Annotated in this window: 15 protein-coding genes and 1 pseudogene; 8 read left to right on the top strand and 8 right to left on the bottom strand. The window is 45.5% G+C overall.

The features are described 5' to 3' along the window. Window positions 1-58 precede the first annotated feature (58 nt). Both AB4154_RS21725 and AB4154_RS21720 read right to left on the bottom strand, forming a co-directional pair. Window positions 59-1,366: a TRAP transporter large permease gene (locus AB4154_RS21725; RefSeq protein WP_017068141.1), complete on the bottom strand. Its 1,308-nt coding sequence runs from the start codon at window positions 1,364-1,366 to the stop codon at window positions 59-61. A gap of 15 nt (window positions 1,367-1,381) precedes the next feature. Continuing rightward, complete coding sequence (locus AB4154_RS21720) at window positions 1,382-1,894, bottom strand: TRAP transporter small permease (RefSeq protein WP_017068142.1); 513 nt, start codon at window positions 1,892-1,894, stop codon at window positions 1,382-1,384. A gap of 299 nt (window positions 1,895-2,193) precedes the next feature. On the opposite strand from AB4154_RS21720, the gene AB4154_RS21715 reads away from it, so the two are divergent. From AB4154_RS21715 to uxuA, 3 genes are all read left to right on the top strand, one after another. After that, window positions 2,194-3,177 (top strand): TRAP transporter substrate-binding protein, encoded by a 984-nt coding sequence (locus AB4154_RS21715; protein WP_029235323.1) that lies wholly within the window; start codon window positions 2,194-2,196, stop codon window positions 3,175-3,177. Between the two features lie 107 nt (window positions 3,178-3,284). Then, the gene (locus tag AB4154_RS21710; RefSeq protein ID WP_017068144.1) at window positions 3,285-4,067 is read left to right on the top strand and encodes an FCD domain-containing protein; all 783 of its coding nucleotides are present in this window, start codon (window positions 3,285-3,287) and stop codon (window positions 4,065-4,067) included. Window positions 4,068-4,274: 207 nt separating this feature from the next. After that, window positions 4,275-5,462 (top strand): mannonate dehydratase, encoded by a 1,188-nt coding sequence (uxuA, locus tag AB4154_RS21705; protein ID WP_017068145.1) that lies wholly within the window; start codon window positions 4,275-4,277, stop codon window positions 5,460-5,462. 99 nt (window positions 5,463-5,561) lie between these two features. Here the strand turns inward: uxuA and AB4154_RS21700 are convergent, their stop codons facing one another. Further along, window positions 5,562-6,335 carry a helix-turn-helix domain-containing protein gene (locus tag AB4154_RS21700; RefSeq protein WP_136978647.1) on the bottom strand — a complete coding sequence of 258 codons (774 nt, stop codon included), beginning with the start codon at window positions 6,333-6,335 and terminating at the stop codon, window positions 5,562-5,564. A 97-nt stretch (window positions 6,336-6,432) separates the two neighbouring features. On the opposite strand from AB4154_RS21700, the gene AB4154_RS21695 reads away from it, so the two are divergent. From AB4154_RS21695 to AB4154_RS21680, 4 genes are all read left to right on the top strand, one after another. After that, the gene (locus AB4154_RS21695) at window positions 6,433-7,569 is read left to right on the top strand and encodes a multidrug effflux MFS transporter (RefSeq protein WP_372124092.1); all 1,137 of its coding nucleotides are present in this window, start codon (window positions 6,433-6,435) and stop codon (window positions 7,567-7,569) included. Window positions 7,570-7,724: 155 nt separating this feature from the next. Further along, window positions 7,725-8,243 (top strand): TetR/AcrR family transcriptional regulator, encoded by a 519-nt coding sequence (locus AB4154_RS21690; protein ID WP_017065213.1) that lies wholly within the window; start codon window positions 7,725-7,727, stop codon window positions 8,241-8,243. Further along, window positions 8,240-9,295: an alcohol dehydrogenase family protein gene (locus AB4154_RS21685; RefSeq protein ID WP_372124090.1), complete on the top strand. Its 1,056-nt coding sequence runs from the start codon at window positions 8,240-8,242 to the stop codon at window positions 9,293-9,295. Before AB4154_RS21690 ends, AB4154_RS21685 begins: the two co-directional genes overlap by 4 nt. A 236-nt stretch (window positions 9,296-9,531) precedes the next feature. Further along, window positions 9,532-10,626, top strand: a complete 1,095-nt coding sequence (locus AB4154_RS21680) for an HDOD domain-containing protein (RefSeq protein ID WP_372124088.1) — start codon at window positions 9,532-9,534, stop codon at window positions 10,624-10,626. A gap of 96 nt (window positions 10,627-10,722) precedes the next feature. On the opposite strand, the pseudogene AB4154_RS21675 reads toward AB4154_RS21680, so the two are convergent. The 4 genes and pseudogenes from AB4154_RS21675 to AB4154_RS21660 form a co-directional block, all read right to left on the bottom strand. Continuing rightward, a pseudogene (locus AB4154_RS21675) lies at window positions 10,723-12,106 on the bottom strand (ABC transporter substrate-binding protein). 10 nt (window positions 12,107-12,116) lie between these two features. After that, the gene (locus AB4154_RS21670) at window positions 12,117-13,127 is read right to left on the bottom strand and encodes a Gfo/Idh/MocA family protein (RefSeq protein WP_372124086.1); all 1,011 of its coding nucleotides are present in this window, start codon (window positions 13,125-13,127) and stop codon (window positions 12,117-12,119) included. 113 nt (window positions 13,128-13,240) lie between these two features. Further along, on the bottom strand, window positions 13,241-14,140 hold the full coding sequence (locus tag AB4154_RS21665) for a homocysteine S-methyltransferase family protein (protein ID WP_372124084.1): 900 nt from the start codon (window positions 14,138-14,140) through the stop codon (window positions 13,241-13,243). Window positions 14,141-14,249: 109 nt separating this feature from the next. Beyond that, window positions 14,250-15,206 (bottom strand): integron integrase, encoded by a 957-nt coding sequence (locus tag AB4154_RS21660; protein ID WP_017067063.1) that lies wholly within the window; start codon window positions 15,204-15,206, stop codon window positions 14,250-14,252. A gap of 381 nt (window positions 15,207-15,587) precedes the next feature. Between AB4154_RS21660 and AB4154_RS21655 the strand changes: the two genes are divergently transcribed. Then, entirely contained in the window at window positions 15,588-16,445 is an 858-nt protein-coding gene (locus AB4154_RS21655; protein ID WP_372124082.1) for a TIR domain-containing protein, read from the top strand. Between the two features lie 386 nt (window positions 16,446-16,831). Here the strand turns inward: AB4154_RS21655 and AB4154_RS21650 are convergent. Beyond that, window positions 16,832-17,418 (bottom strand): IS110 family transposase (locus AB4154_RS21650; protein ID WP_372124080.1); only part of this gene is annotated, 587 nt, incomplete at its 5' end.

The following is a 17,418-nucleotide window of genomic DNA, read 5'->3' as shown; positions in this document are numbered from 1 at the left end:
TTATTATTTGATAAAGCGTTTGAGTGTTTAGCAGTCTTAGAATCTATCTGTGACCAAATTACGAACCGTAGCCCAGTACCAATTCAGGTAGGAACAAGCTCAGCTCAGGGATAAAAGTAACGGCCATTAGGGCTGCAATAAGTGCGGCATAGAATGGCAATAAAGGCTTGATGACTTTGTCGATGGCAATGTTGGCAACCGAACAACCGATGAACAGAGCACTGCCTACTGGCGGTGTACAGATACCGATAGCAAGGTTGAAGGTCATCATGATGCCGAAGTGCACAGGGTCGATGCCTAGGTCTAGCGCGATTGGTAAGAAGATTGGTGTGAAGATAAGAACCGCAGGGGTCATATCCATAAAGATGCCAACAATCAACAGAATCACGTTGATAATCAGTAGGATCATTAGTGGGTCTTCGGAAACCGCGAGTAGAGCATCGGCAATCATGTAAGGTACATCGGCGTTCGCCATTGCCCAAGACATGCCCATTGATGCGCCAACCAGTAATAGAACGATAGATGTTGTTACTGCAGACTCAAGGATGATCTTTGGAATATCACCCCATTTCACTTCGCGGTAGACAAGCACAGCTAAAACAAACGTGTATACCACAGCAATTGCGGAAGCCTCAGTCGCAGTAAAGATACCGCCAATGATGCCGCCCATGATGATGCCGATCAGTGCTAAAGAAGGTGCTGCTTTTAGGAAGGTATTCCATACCATTGATGTGGAAGGACGAGCTGCGACTGGGTAGCCACGACGTTTCGCGATAATACCTGCCACCATCATGATGCTCAGCCCCATCAATAGGCCTGGGATGTAGCCTGCTAAGAACAATGCTGCAATAGAGGTACCACCAGAAACTAATGAGAACACGATCAGCGTGTTGCTAGGTGGGATAAGCAAGCCCGCAGGACATGACGTAATATTTACCGCAGCCGAGTAGTTTTCGTCATATCCATCTTTCTTTTGCAGAGGAGACATAGTACCACCAACTGCAGCAGCCGATGCAACCGCTGAGCCTGAGATAGACCCAAACATCATGTTTGCCATCACGTTTACGTGGGCGAGTGAACCTGGTAGACGACCACCCAACACTTTCGCGAAGTTGATCAAACGCAGCGCGATGCCGCCTTGGTTCATGATGTTGCCCGCCAAAATGAAGAACGGAATTGCTAATAGTGCAAAGTTATCAAGGCCTGCCGCCATACGTTGAGCAACTACAGCAATTGCAGGCTCAAGCGGTAAGCTCATTAAGATGGTTGCTAGTGACGATAAACCAATCGCAAAAGAGACCGGTACACCGATTGTAAGCAGTACAGCGAAACTACCGAATAATGTCAGTATTACTTGCCATTCCATTGTGAAATCCTTCTATCAATCAAGTTGTGAGTCGGTGATCAAATCGTCACCTGACATTAATTGTTTAACGCGTTCGTAGGTAAATACGACTGAGTAAAAAATCATCAAAGCGCCACTAACCGGTAAGCAGAAGTAGATGTAGCCCATTTCTAAACCTAGAGCGGGAGTCAGTTGTCCCATCGCAAGTGTTTTAGCTGCAAGTTGGCTGCCACCGTGTACCAGAACGATATAAGAGAAAGAAGCGATGGCTATTTGGATAATGATTTCGTTGATTAATTTACGTTTGCCAGTCAGCTTCATCGTAAGTAGGTCGATGGCAAGGTGGCGTTTCAGACCTGTTGTGTAAGCAGCACCAATCAGGGCTACCCACATAAAGAGGTAACGAGCGAGCTCGTCGGTAACAGTACTTGGTTTGCCAATAACATAGCGGGATAGAACCTGCCATATCACGCATAGCACCAAGAAAGACGATAGAGACACTGTAAAGGCGGCCAACCCTCTATTTATGTAACTGACCAATTTATTCATGTTTATTTCCTTTCAACAAAATTGCGTATCTCATAACAATTGGTTTACCAATGTAAGAAATTGTTTCTATGTAGGGATGGGATGTTCAAAAATATGGCTGAATCATAAGCTATTCATTTTTTGGTTGGCGTGAGCAACTTCACAAATGATTTTGGTTGACCAATTTATGGGTTTTTATTGTGACTTTGGTCAATCAATTTTAATTTCAGCTTTGACGGTTCCTTTTTTGAGCCCCAATATGAGCCCATAACAAAAAACACCCTACATTTTGGATAACCAATCCACGGAGAATAAGAATGATGATGACGCGTAAAACTTTGATTAGTGCGGTTGTCGGTGCTGCTTTGACTTTTGGAGCAACAGCTTCTGCTTATGCAGCGACAACATTGAAACTGAGCCATAACCACCCTCGTGACCATGCAGTACATGAAGCGATGACGTTTATGGCGAAAGAAGTACGTGAATTGACTGATGGTGAGGTGCGTATTCGTATTTACCCTGATGCTCAATTGGGTACACAGCGTGAATCTATGGAGCTGATGCAGAACGGCGCTTTAGATATGGTGAAAAGTAATGCTGCTGAGCTAGAAGCTTTTTCTCCTGCTTATTCGTCATTCAACATGCCTTACTTATTCCGCGATCAAGCGCACTACTACAGTGTGACTGATGGTGAAGTAGGCCGTGACATTCTTAACTCTTCTCGTGATAGCGGCTTTATTGGTGTGACTTACTACGACGCTGGTGCGCGTAGCTTCTATACCAATAAGCCAATTAACACACCAGAAGATCTGAAAGGTTTGAAAGTTCGTGTTCAACCAAGCCCATCAGCAATTGCGATGGTGAAAGCGTTAGGCGGTAACCCAACGCCACTAGCTTACGGTGAGTTGTACACAGCACTGCAGCAAGGTGTCGTAGATGCGGCTGAAAATAACATTCCTTCTTTCAGCTTGAGCCGTCACAGTGAAGTGTCTAAATACTTCAGCTTAGATGAGCACACGATGGTTCCGGATGTGTTGGTTATCTCAACCAAAGCATACGATAAACTGACTGCAGAACAACAAGATGCGCTAATGAAGGCGGCAAGTGATTCATCTGAATTGATGAAAAAATTGTGGGCTGAATCGGAAGCAAAAGAGCGTGCTAAAGCCGAGAAAATGGGCGTTACTTTTGTGGAACCAGACAAGGCTGCGTTCGCACTAGCGGTTCAACCTATGTACGACGCGCTAGATAAAGCGGACCCAGAATTGAGCGCATTGATTGACCGTATTCAGGCTGTTGAATAACGAGCAAATATAGAAAAAAGAGTAATACAAAAACAAGGTGTTACTGCATTTTAAGATATAGAGGTTGACCAATTATATTTGGTCATTATGATGGCGAGAGAAATACAATGGAAAGAAGTGACAATATCATCATGATGCCTTTCGAGCCGAAAAGACCTTATCAGGAGATAGGGTTAGTACTAAGAAAAGAACTGATTGAAGGCCTGTATAAGGTCGGAGATAGGTTACCTCCAGAACGCGATATTGCTGATCGTCTAGATGTAAGCCGCACTGTAGTGCGTGAAGCGATCATCATGCTAGAGCTTGAAAACTTAGTTGAGGTGAAAAAAGGGTCGGGTGTTTATGTCCTGAACATTCCAACTCATTCTCGCGAGAATGTGGTCAGTGATGACGCTGGTCCATTCGAGATGCTGCAGGCCCGCCAATTACTGGAAAGTAATATCGCGGAGTTTGCGGCAACTCAGGTCACTCCGGGCGACATCATTAAGATGCGCTCTGCACTCGAACTCGAGCGCGAAGAGCTTGCAAGCGGCACTACCGATTGCAGCGGAGATGAAAGATTTCACATGTGTATTGCAGAGGCAACTCAAAACTCTGTGCTGGTAGATATGTTGAAACAATCCTGGGATCGACGCGAAAAGAGTCCAATGTGGAATAAACTCCACTCTCACATCAGTGGTCAAGATTACCGTGAAGAATGGTTAGATGATCACGCTCGTATCCTCGCCGCCTTACAGCGCAAAGACCCTGTCGCTGCTAAGAACGCAATGTGGCAACACCTTGAGAATGTTAAACAGCGTTTGTTAGCGCTGTCAGACATTGATGACCCAAACTTTGATGGTTACTTATTTAGCTCCAACCCAGTGGTGCTGCTTAGCTCAGAAAGCTAGTTCTGAAGCTGATGTTGAATTCAGCGACAAGGCTCCTCTTGAAAGCTGATTCATTCACTAGGTTGTAGATAGGTAATCGTCTTTAGACCGGCGTAGACCGGTGCTATCTCGGGCAGTAATTGTCATTGCTGCCATTAAGAAGTCGTTATTGCATTTAGCTTGATTAATTCGAGCCGGCTAAGTGCGTCTTAAAGAAAGGTAAGTCTCATGGAACAAACGTGGCGTTGGTACGGCCCTAATGATCAAGTTTCGCTAGACGATATTCGTCAAGCGGGCGCAACTGGTATTGTGAATGCACTGCACCATATTCCAAATGGTGAAGTTTGGACAAAAGAAGAAATCCTTAAGCGTAAAGCCATTATCGAAGAGAAAGGTTTAACGTGGTCGGTTGTAGAAAGCGTGCCTGTGCACGAAGAGATCAAAACTCAAACTGGCAACTACCAGCAGTGGATTGATAACTATAAGCAAACTCTGTCTAACCTTGCTGAGTGTGGCATCGATACGGTTTGTTATAACTTCATGCCCGTGTTGGACTGGACGCGTACCGATTTAGAATTTGAAATGCCTGATGGCTCGCGCGCACTGCGTTTTGACCAAATCGCGTTTGCGGCATTTGAGCTGCATATCTTGAAACGTCCAGGTGCAGAATCGGACTATTCAGAATCAGAGCAAGCTCAAGCGTTGGATTACTTCAACAACATGACGCCAGAGCAAATTCAGCAACTGACTAATAACATCATCGCTGGCCTGCCAGGCGCTGAAGAAGGTTACACACTAGAAGCGTTTCAAGCACAGCTAGATCGCTATGCGGGAATCGACAAAGACAAGCTACGTGAGCACATGTCTTACTTCCTCGCTGAGCTGATGCCTATCTGTGATGCGAATGGCTTGAAGATGGCGGTTCACCCAGACGATCCACCGCGTCCGATTCTAGGCTTGCCTCGCATCGTTTCAACGATCGAAGACATTGATTGGTTGACCGAGCATGTACCGAGCAAAATGAATGGCTTGACGATGTGTACGGGTTCATACGGTGTTCGTGGCGACAATGACCTGGTTAATATGATCAAAAAGCACGGTGACCGAATTTACTTTACGCACCTGCGTTCAACTAAGCGTGAAGAGAGCAACCCAATGACATTCCACGAAGCAGCGCACCTCGATGGTGATGTGGACATGTACAACGTTGTGATGGCTATTTTGGATGAAGAAAATCGTCGTGCAGAAGTGGGCGATCACCGCTTAATTCCAATGCGTCCGGATCACGGTCATCAAATGCTGGATGACCTTAAGAAAACCACTAACCCAGGTTATTCGGCGATTGGTCGATTGAAAGGCTTAGCTGAAGTTCGTGGTTTAGAGATGGCATTGAAACGCGCTTTCTATACCAAGTAACGACGGCATCTAGCTTTAAAGTACTTTTAAAAACCAGAACTCATGTTCTGGTTTTTTGTATCTGAGCTCAGTAAAACTTCAGAGTTTGGATAACAACAATCACGCCCCTAACTTGGTAAAGGCCAACGGGGTTTGTCCAGTTTGCTGTTTGAAAAAAGCGATAAACGCACTGTTGGATGAGAACTCTAGCAGATGAGCCACATCACCGACTTGTCGGTTTTCTGAGAGCAGTTCAATCGCTTTAAACAAGCGCCATTGCTGTCGCCACTCTTGGTAAGTCATGCCTGTTTCGGCTTTGAATAATCGAGTAATCGTTTTGGTGCTTGCGCCAACCGAGTTCGCTAATGTCGAGAGGGCTGGGGCAAGAAAGGAAGCGGTTCGGACTTGTTTGCAAAAGCTTTTAAAACGGCGATCTGTCGGTAGTGGCAAGATAAACGAGTGTTGGTTAGCACTGTAAAACTCTTCCCAGAATAGGTTGGCGGTATTGGTGGTTTGCTCGCGGGCAACGTCCCAATCCCAGAAAGCCATCTTATTGATCAGGGCTTTTAAAAGCTCATTCACTTCCACAATTTCAATCGCTTCTGGGCAGGTGTAAATACTGCTATCAAAATAGAGCGACCGATAAGCAACCACATTGGTCATCTGCGCGCGATGTTTGGTATAAGGCGGGATCCACACGGCTTTAGTCGGCGGCAAAATGCAAATGGCGTTTTCTAAGGTCAAGGTGATGCAACCCTGCGGAGCATACAGCAACTGTCCTTTTACGTGGTGATGTATTCCTGAGTCATGCTGACCTAGCTCTGCCGCAATCCCTATTACGGGCGCAGGTAAGCTGTCTGCATCAAACTCAATGGTTTCGCTGATTAATGCCATTTGTCCCAATCTTGTTGTTTTTGGTTTTAATGTTGTTAACGAGCCAAGGTTAGTTTCCCCTAGACTCCTCGTCAAGTTCACTGGTCTTGGAAAAATGATGAAAACAAAACCTTCTTTATGGCAAATGGTGCTATTGCTGATGTTCCCTCAAATCGCAGAAACCATCTATAGCCCGACTCTGGATTCAATATCGAAATCCTTTGATGTCAGTTACACACAAGCTGCTCAAACCCTATCGATTTACTTCTCTGCATTTGCGGTGGGTGTGGTGGTATGGGGCGTGTTAGCTGACAAGTGGGGGCGCCGACCAACCATGTTATTGGGCATGGGGTTATTCGCTTGTTCAGCACTCATTGCTATGCAAACCAATAGCTTTGTTTGGTTGATGATAGCCCGAGCCATGGGCGCTTTCGGGCTTGCGGTTGGCTCGGTTGTGACACAAACCATGTTGCGAGATGCCTTTAGCGGCGCTGAACTGGCCAAGGTGTTTGGTTACATGGGGATGGGGCTGTCGATTAGCCCAATCATCGGGCTGCTTCTTGGCGGTCAATTAAGCCAAGCGGGCGGGCATCAATATGTGTTTATTGCCCTGTTTATTATGGTGTTAGTGCTGTTGGCACATAGCCTATGGTCATTGCCTGAAACGCAACAATCTAAGCAGCCATTGCAGTTAAAGTCACTCAGTATTCACATGGTCAAAGATAGCGATATATGGATGTCTGCGTTGCTGGTCGCGTCGTTCAATATTGCACTGTTTTCCTATTATCAATTGGGTTCATTTGCCTTCATTCAACTTGGATTTAGCGTTGAGCAGTTTGGCTACAGCGGCATTGTGCTTGGGTTCGGGACTCTGTTGGGAAGCTTGGTGAACAAGACATTGTTGAAGAGACAAGTGTCTTCAACAATGTCTCTGATTGGTATCGCAGCAGGGCTTCAAACATTAGGTGCGGTGGGTGTGTATTTTTCACAACACACGATCTGGTTCTTGCTTCCAATGATGTTGGTGGTTATGGCGTTTGGCATTGCGATTCCCAATGTATTGAGCCGAGCGTTGGTACGTTACCAATCTCAAGCAGGAAGTGCAGGCGCACTGTTTGGTTTGATGTATTACACCTTGATCGGCTCAGGGCTCGCTTTAGCGGGAATGCTCCAAGATCTAGGTGTAGTGTTGGTACTTTGTGGCGCGTTATCTGTTCTGGTGACGATACGCAGTCGACTCCAGCTTAAACGCTAAGTCTCTCATCTGTATTGATAAATTCCGTGTCCTGTTTGGCGCGGAATTTATCATTTCTTGGTTTGTAAATTTGGATATTGACAGGGGTAGAGTGATCGTTCTACCCTGTAAGTAGAACAATCATTCTACCCTTTGTCGGGTATTGAGAGAGCACTATGTTGAGAGAACAGATTGCAGCAAGCCTTGAAGTAGCGTTCAGCCAGCAAGGTTTTGCTGAGCCGAGTGTTGCACAGCTGAAAACGGCGTGCGATGTAAGCCTAAGAACCTTGTATAAACACTTCCCTTCAAAAGAAGCGATGATCGTTGGTGCCTTGGAGTATCGACATCAACGTTACCTAGATTTCTTGTTGGAAACGTCGCCTGAAAAGGGGCTCGCATCGGTTACTCATATCTTCAACAAGCTTCAACAATGGTTAGAAGAATATGCGCCGCACGGGTGTATGTCGATGAATGCGATGGCCGCGTTTCCCGATAATGAGCTTATCAGCCAAGCGGTTACACAGCATAAAGAACAAGTTCGTTTGCTTATAGGCAATCAGAGCCTTCGAGAGGATCTCGCGACACCACTGTTTTTACTTCATGAAGGCGTATCAAGCGCGTGGCCAGTATTAGGCGAAGAAGCAGTGGCATCGGCGCAGAATATGGTGACAAAATTACTCGAGGAAACACGATGAAATTCGAACTACCGAAAACAATGAAAGGCGTAGAGATGCTAGGGCACGGCGGGGCAGAAATGCTTGGCTACCGTGAAGACATTGCTGTTCCAAAAATTGAGCCTAATGAAGTGCTGATCAAAGTCATGGCAGCAGGCGTGAACAACACCGACATCAACACACGAATCGGTTGGTATGCGAAAAGTGATGATTCAGACGATGCCAGTTGGTCGGGTGAAGCGTTGAAATTCCCTCGCATCCAAGGTGCCGATGTGTGCGGTTTTATTGTAGCTGTTGGTAACGAAGTCTCGGCTGATCGTATTGGTGAGCGTGTTCTGATTGAACCTTGTTTAACCGAAGTGTACGGGCGAGATCTACCACAGCCATGGTATTTCGGCTCTGAGTGCGATGGCGGTTTTGCTGAATACACCAAAGTAGCAGCTAAGCACGCTTACGCGGTGAACAGCACAATGTCGGATGTTGAGCTGGCGTCTTTCCCATGCTCTTATTCGACCGCAGAAAACATGCTGACTCGCGCCAACGTGGCTGAAGCTGATCGCGTGCTTATCTCAGGTGCATCGGGCGGTGTGGGCTCTGCGGCTATTCAGCTAGCAAAAGCTCGCGGCGCGTATGTGATTGCGATTACCAGCCCAAGCAAGAACCAACAGTTACTTGAACTTGGCGCTGATGAAGTGATTGCCCGTGATGCGGATTTGGTTAAAGCGCTAGGCGAAAGCAGTGTGAATGTGGTTATCGACTTAGTCGCCGGTGACAAATGGCCGGAATTCCTTGAAGTGCTGAAACCACATGGTCGCTATGCCGTATCTGGCGCAATTGGTGGCGCTATGGTTGAGCTTGATGTTCGCACTTTGTATCTCAAAGATCTCAGCTTTTTTGGTTGCACGGTTTTAGAACCGCAAGTATTCCAAAACTTGGTTAATCGTATCGAGAAACAGCAGATTGGCGCCATCGTTGCAGAGTCTTATCCGCTAGCCGATATCCATAAAGCGCAAGATGAGTTCTTAAAGAAAAAGCATGTTGGTAAGATCGTGTTGGAAGTGGCAGAACGCTAGTTTTAGTCAGCTTCACGGTTTAGATTTATGGAAGAGCGAGCAAGCGTTATGTGCTCGCTCTTTTTGTTTCTAGCAAATACTGGCGGGCATAGTTTCTCAGTCCGTTGAGTAACAGATCTTATACAGCTGAGAAATTAATGATTCATTTGTCACTGTGTGGTTTATGAATTAACTGTGCGATAATTACCGCCATTATATATCCCTATCTATGTTGTATTTATCTAGGAGCCGTATTGATGTTTAAAAGGGTATTGCAGGCACTATTCTCACCTTTTGTTGATTCAAAAAACAAACCCTCTGCAGAGCCTGCCCAACAAGAGCAACAACAAATCGTTGCTACTGATTCTGTTCAGTCTTCAATCTTTGTTCCGCCGTCGTCCACTCAGCCATCATCATTAATCGTCGATAAGACGCTTAGCCTTCACGATGGTGAGTTCCTTGATTATTTGTTTGGAGAGTCTCGCCTTCGAACGGAGTCAGACCCATTTAGTGATTTTGTCGCTTGTCAGATCGAACGTTTGATTCGCTCTCCAAAAGCCCTGCTTAATGAACTGCCAGTGATGCCAGCCTCTGTAACCACGTTAATGGCAGAATTACAGAGCGACGAGTTTGATGTCGATGCATTGTTAAGAGTGATTGAGCGCGAGCCGAGTATGGCTGCCGATGTGATTAAACTGGCTAACAGCGCCTTCTACAAACGCAGTGAAAAACAAGTTACTGACTTAAAAACTGCTTTCCTCAATATGGGTTCACAAGGGCTAATTGAAGGGGTGGTGAATAGCTACATGAAGAACTTCACGCCGGGGAACAATATTTACTGGCGTCACTTCGGTGAGAAAATTTGGATTCACAGTGTTCAAACCGCGTCGTTTTCTAAGGAGTTGATGAAAGACTCTTCACCTCAAGAAGATCAAGCAGCGGCATACTTTGTTGGGTTAATTCGCAACTTAGGCAAGATGATCATTTTCCAGATGATGGTAGAAGCCTTCAAGCATGTTGATCCTTCTGTTCCACCTAACTCGTTAGCATTGAAGCGCCTGATGAACAGCTACTCCATTCGCCTGACTTACACCATTGCTAAGTTCTGGGAACTGCCAGAATCAGTGTTGACCGCGATTGGCTACCAAGAGTCGAGCCGATACGAATGCACGCCACTTGGTCAAGCTGTGTTTGAAGCTAACTACTTGAGTGAGCTGTGCTATTTACTGGAAGAACAAACGATTGAAGTCGAGCAATTTAAGCGCAGATGCAAAGAGACACTGATGTCTCCGGCTGCATACAAAGTGGCTAACCGTATCTATAAAGAGTCTGAATTATCGCTAGTGAGCTAACCCTTAGCCTATTCGACCTACGCTGTGACTGAACATAATGATTGGTTGCAGCTTGGTTGGGCTAGGTTGTGAAATACATTCAGCTACGAAATACGCTTACAAATGGCTAATCCACAGCTTGTCGAGTTCGCACCAACCGAAACCATTTACTTGTGCGCCGTGTATCTTTTCAGAAACCTCTAAGTTGAACGCCTCTTGCTTGAGCTCAACCACAACTCCAGATTCATGCAACCAATGCCGAAGCACCAACAGTGCATTCATTGCTAACTCAAAGTTGGGCTGGTTTGTTATTGAGGCTAAGCCTTGTTCGATTGTCTCTAGCATCTCAGAAGGTAAAGTTAATTCCTCAAACGGGAAGCGAGTGAAAAAGCTTAACCACGAAGTGAAGGTGTCGTTCTCATCAATAATACTGCACAGCGCGACGTCTTTGGTAGTTAGGTAGTGAGTTAGGTCGTGCCCATATTCCACGCTGGTTTTGTGGTCGCCAGACACTGACAACTGATCGAAAAGGGCTTGGCATTCAGAGGTGTCTTCAACGGTGAACTCACGAACGGCTTTCGACAACATCGGGCTTTGAATCTTAAAGAAGGTTGAGCCGAAATCCGGTTGGGAAGAATGGTCATCGCCACGCACGCTGGTCGTTTTCTCGGGCAGTTTCACGCACACCTGATTTTGAGCGCAGGCTTTGCTCTGTGCCCATTCAGGATAGACCCACAACTCGACTCGATTCAGAATCGGCGTGCTGTGTGAATAGGCGCTATTGCGGCTCAATCTCAACATCTTGCTTGAGAAGATGTCTAATGAGAACGCGCCAGATCCAATCAGCCTATCAGTCGGTGATGAGTGATCGAATACGGAGGCTTCAGCCCTAGCAAGTAGGCGTGGTAAGTGCCAATCAGGTTGATTCAGTTTCACGACAACCACATTACCTGCCGAGACAGAGACCTCATCAATATGCTGATAACAACGACACCATATTTTGCTTTGGCAGAGCGAGTTAAGGTTGCGTGCTATGTCTTGAGGTTCGAGTGTTCTTCCGTTATGAAACTGAACACCATTACGAATTTGAAAGTGCCACTGTGTAGCATCTAGATTAGGCTGCCAATGATAAGCCAGATCGCCGCTGAGCTTGCCGTGCTTAACGGAGGTTAGGCGTTGGCAAACTTGCATTACTAAGAAACGTTCGGTGCGTCTAAGTACTCGTTGAGGGTGAAGCGCTTCGAGTTCTCGGTGAAACGGGATGTACGCGATATTCTGCGCCGACGGATTGGTATTGCTTAGAAAGGCTTGTAACTCAGCGCTAGCATTGCGGCCACTCAATCCAGCCTTGTGCTGTCATCGCTTTGAGTAAGGTCTGAACGTGACGTTCACTCACGTGCAGCAGTGTGGCCAGTTGGTTGACCTGACAGTGTGATACTCCAGGCCCAAAAGCCTGAAATATCTTTTCATACAGTTCAAGCTTACGCTTAAGGTTGCCCAATTTGCTTTTCCTAACGACGAGGTTGAGTTAAATGTGAATAGCCAGAATCAATCAGTGCGTTTTCCATCGTATCGAGAACTCGAGAGGTAATCTCTGAGCTCAGGATATTCGATTCAGTTTTGCCTTGAAGCACCAAATCTGAAAAATGGTCGATTTCAAACTCGAATCCATTCCCTATCACTCGGTAGTTAATGGTCGACTTTTTGCCTTGATGTTCAATCTCAATAAAGGCCGGATTCCACCATTTTTCGTGAATGGTGATTTTAGTATCAGGCCCACTCAAGTGTGCTGATCGGGGAAGGTTTTGCACTGTTGATGCCGATATCTTACCGCTTATATCACCAGAGAATGTAAAGCACGCATCGGTATCAACATTTGCCCCCTCATAAAGACACGACATCTCTACCTGAGGTTTTGAAGGGTTTACACCCAGCGTTCGGCACAGATCGTAAAAGAACCAAAGCCCATAGACCCCAACATCGAGTGTTGCTCCGCCTGACAAATCCGGATTGAAGATAAACAAATCGGGCTCATAGTCATGATGGTTACCAAAGCTGGCTTCGATTGAATCTATCTGAATGTTGTTATCGACCAAGAATGATTGGAGCTCACGATATGCGGGAAACACCACGGTTTTCATTGCTTCTAACAGCATCACGCCATTTTGCTTGGCGAGGGCTTTCATCTCAAGCCAGTCACCAAGGTTGGTAAAAGCCGGCTTCTCGACCAATACGTGCTTGTTATTCTTCAGAAACAGTTCAGCAAGTGGTTGGTGGTATGGGTGAACCGTAGCGATGTAAACCGCTTCAACACTTGGGTCATTCGCCATCTCTTCATAAGAACCATAAGCCTTGTCGCAAGCAAACTTGTTGGCGAACGTGGCTGCGCGTGAGTGATCTCTGGCGGCAACCGCATCAAGCTCACCATGCAGAGAGTGCTCTGTGACTGCGGTTGCGAATCGATTGGCGATATTGCCTAGCCCTGCGATACCCCATTTAATTTTGCGTTGCGTGTCGCTCATCAGTTACTCCAAATCGTTGTTTTGTATCAGTGTACTCAGAGACGTCACATACAAATAGAGAACAGATTTCTCAACCTGTTCTCTATTTATTTTATTCTAGTTGAAGCTCAGGATTAGCTCTGTATTGAGTGTTTCCAATCGGCTAGGGCTTTAATGTGTTTTGGCCCGATGCCACAACAGCCACCGATAATATTCGCGCCCAGTGCATGCCAGCGTTTAGCGTAAGTTAAGTAACCTTGGCCATCCAGCTCACGCATCTCCTGAAACATATCATTCGCTTCATGTTCGTTGCTGATAGGCGCAAAATTGTTGGCATAGACACCAACTTCTAAATCACTGCCTAGCTCATCGATCACTTTCTTGGCATCGATAATGGCTTGATCCATCACTTCAGGCACTGAACAGTTAAACATAATGCCTGTCGCGTTTGATTGGCAGGCAAGTTTGATGGCGTCTGTTACGCTCTCGCCAGAACGAATATTGGCAGAATCGCCCTTGGTATCTTCCAAACTGAATGCGTAGTAACACGGCTTATCTGACTGCTTAAGAACCGCATGAATGGATTCGAACTCTTGCAGGCTGCAGATGGTTTCCGCTATCCAAAGATCGATGTTTGGATCCTGGGCATCGTAAAGCGTTTGAATGATTGGCGCTGCCTCTTCTACCTTAAACAAGTCTGGTCGGTAGCTGCCAAATGGCGGTGGAATCGCGCCTGCTACTTTCACTGTGTGGGTAGCATTGTCTGCAACTGCTTTAGCCAGCTCACCGGACAGTGTGGCTAGTTCAAAGCCTCGCTGCTCGAACAGCTCTTCACCCAAGTGAAAAGGCACACAGGCGTAGCTATTGGTGATTAGGGTTTCAGCACCTGCATCGACAAAGTTTTGATGTGCTTGGCTGACAAATTCGGGTGCTTCAATCAGCGCTTGAGCACTCCAAAGCGGTTGAGAAAATGGCGCGCCAATTTCTTTGAGTTCTCGGCCCATGCCGCCATCAAGTATGGTTAGTGTTTTCATATTTAATACTATCTAAAACAGTTGCTGAAGTTCTGCCGTCACCATATCAGACAACCTTGTCAGACAGAAGCCATCAAGCCAAGGTTCAACTATCGATGAGGGAGTTTCGTTATAAGCCGTCTAGCGGGCTAGTCGTGCCACTAAAGTGTTGCCCAATAACGTGAGTGTAAATCTGAGTTGTCTTAACATCACTGTGCCCCAGTAGCTCTTGAACCGTTCTGATATCGGAGCCTGACTTTAGAAGTTGCGTAGCAAAACTGTGCCTGAAAGTATGACAACTAATTCGCTTGTGGCGCAATTTATTAGAGTTAGTCGCCTTCTTCAGCGTTTTTCGGAGTACCGAATCATGTAGGTGGTGTCGGCATACGATCCCCGACTCAGAGTGTTGAGTGACGGATTTTGATGGGAATAGGTACATCCAAGCAAGTTGTCGATAGGCACTAGGGTATTTTTTACCTAATCGGTGAGGCAAAGATGGCCCAAACCCATTCAAGTTATCTTTAGCGAGCAGAACTGCAACTTGTGAAATTTTGTCTTGTATAGCTTCAGTGAGTGAAAAACTTAAAATTGTCACTCGGTCTTTATTTCCTTTCCCATTGTGAACAGTGAGAGACCCTTGTTTTAGATCTATATCTTGTACTCGAAGCCTCAGGCATTCCGATACTCTCAAACCTGAACCATACAACAAGCGAAAAAACAGTTGATATTTAGGATCTATTTCATTGATCACCGAGATAGCTTCCGCATGATTGAGTACGCTAGGAATTTTTCGAGACCGAGTCGCATAGCTAAACCCTAAGTCTCCTAGAGGTTGCTTAATAAATTGATTGTATAAATAGGCTAGAGCATTGAGAGCTACCTTTTGAGTATTGATGGCTACTTTTTGTTGATTAGCTAAATGAGAAAGAAAGGAGACAACTTCAGCGGCATGCATCTGTTCAGGGTGTTTAAGCTTATGAAAATGAATGAAGTATTTTATCCAGTAACAGTAGGCTTTGATTGTCTTGCGACTATAGCCTCGCATCGTCATATGTTCGCAAATTGCCTGCATGAATTGACTCGCCATATATTCCCCTCACAAAATCTGTACATACAGACAGTTTATTGCTTGTTGAATAATTAATGACTTAAAAAAGAGTGGTTTTTAACTCTGATTGAGCACGAATTTAACGAGAGGCTTATTTTAAATTATTGATTATACTGCAGATTTATGGGTGGTTAAGAATGAGGCCGAGCGTTACATAGTCGGCAATATGTGCTTGCACGTTTTCACACTTATTGTTTAGACCCACTTTTATATTAAATGCAAAGCATTCAGTTGGTTATGAGTGACCTTTTTGATATGTTAAGCGGATGGATTCGTGCTTGCACAATATTAAAATGTTATGTTTCTCTCAATATCAAGTGCTTATGTTATAGTAGCCTTTTTGCATATTAGGGTGTTTGTATGAGTGACTACTATCACGTAATACTAGAGACAAAAGAGAAAGATGCTAAGAAGCGTCCTGTCTCGGTGTTTTGGTTTGATTGCCAAGATTTAGAAGAACTGGATGAAGATATTATTACTCCGTATGTAAAGCGCAGTACTCTTTATATTGACGGTCGCCAAATAGACTTCTCCAATATTCAAGCTCTAACAATTAAGAAGTCCTCTTCACCAATAGATCATTTAGTGCGTCAAGCTAACGCACGCACCGCTCCTGGTGTGTTTGTCGTGTTTACCCGAGGGAACATTGTGCGTGGTGATCGAGATCTAGAGAATGTTACTAAGTCTATCGTCAAGGCGAAGCAAAAAGAGTTAGAGTCATCGCTAGTTGCTGCTCAACCAGCAGCTTCTAGCAGTTCGTCGAATACAGATGATAGTAACAAAGTATTCATTGTTCATGGACATGACAATGAAGCGAAGCTAGATATGGCAAGATTTATTGAAAAGGCTGGCTTAGAAGCAATTGTATTACATGAGCAGGTTAGTGCAGGGAATACAATTATTGAAAAGATTGAAGCAAACAACGACGTAGGTTTTGCTGTTGTTCTGTATACGCCTTGTGATGTAGGTGCAAGGAACTCTCAGGACATGGAGTTACTTCCTAGAGCGCGTCAAAATGTCGTTTTTGAACATGGCTACTTTATAGGTCACTTGGGGCGCAACCGTGTATCTGCGTTTGTTAAAAGTGATATTGAAAAACCTAACGACATTAGTGGGGTTGTTTATACGGAACTAGACCCCGCCGGAGCTTGGAAAGTTACGTTACTCAAGGAATTAAAGGCCGCTGGTTATCAAGTGGATCCTAGCGCGTTGTTGTAAAAACATAACAATCTGTTTAAGAGTGATTCGCAACGCGTGGCATTTTTACTATGCGTTGCGTTTAGTGTTTAAGGTGGTATGCGGGAGCTTCGGTATTGCGTTGCTCACACCTTAACAGGGCTACATGGATTCCCCCGGTTGTCAAACATCCGCTAAACTTATGTTGATGGGTTTTGGACTGCCGCTCTACATTCGGCCTACTTATCGACGATTCGCATACGTCGTGGCCCTGATGACTTGCGCGACTGCGGTGCCTTATTCGTTAGATGACATCTAGTGTGTCCGCCGCATTAACAGGCTCTCCGCAAGTGGTCTTAACCTATCTCCATCATTAGCGTCTGCAATGACCCGGTGGGTTTAACTCTTTATGCTGCTTAAGTTTCTACTTAAGCAGCATAGTTTTCATATTCTGTTTGATTGTGTAAAAGCGACCATATAATTCGTGCGTTCTTCGCGGCAAGTGCCACTATCGCTCGGTTCATACCTCTTCGCTCCAGAACGCCTCTGCACCACTGACTTAACTTATCTTGCTTGTCGCCAAGGTTGGCAATCACGGTCCTTGCTCCGTGAACTAATAGTGTTCGTAAGTATTTGTCGCCGTGTTTGGTTATCCGACCTAAGCGTGGCTTTCCTCCCGTCGAATATTGTTTTGGTACGAGTCCTAGCCAAGCAGAGAAATCACGGCTTTTATCAAATTGAGAACCGTTGCCTATCGAAGCAAGTATCGCAGTAGCGGTTTGCGGTCCAATACCACGAACCTTCATCACTCGTTGAACATTAGCGCTGACCTTAGCAAAAGAGTCAAAGACTTGCTCTGTATCGGCGATACGTTGATTCAACTCTCCAAGGTGGTGATAAGCATCGGCAATCACCGTTCTTGCGAGATGTGGCAGTTCATTTTCTGCATCTTCAAGCATTAAGGGAACGTGTTTCATTAATGAAGAGCGGCCAACAGGAATGATCAACCCGAACT

Origin of the sequence: Vibrio sp. 10N.286.51.B11 (assembly GCF_041469245.1) — a bacterium.
GTDB lineage: Bacteria > Pseudomonadota > Gammaproteobacteria > Enterobacterales > Vibrionaceae > Vibrio > Vibrio crassostreae_C.
This window is presented reverse-complemented; position numbering and strand designations above follow the sequence as displayed.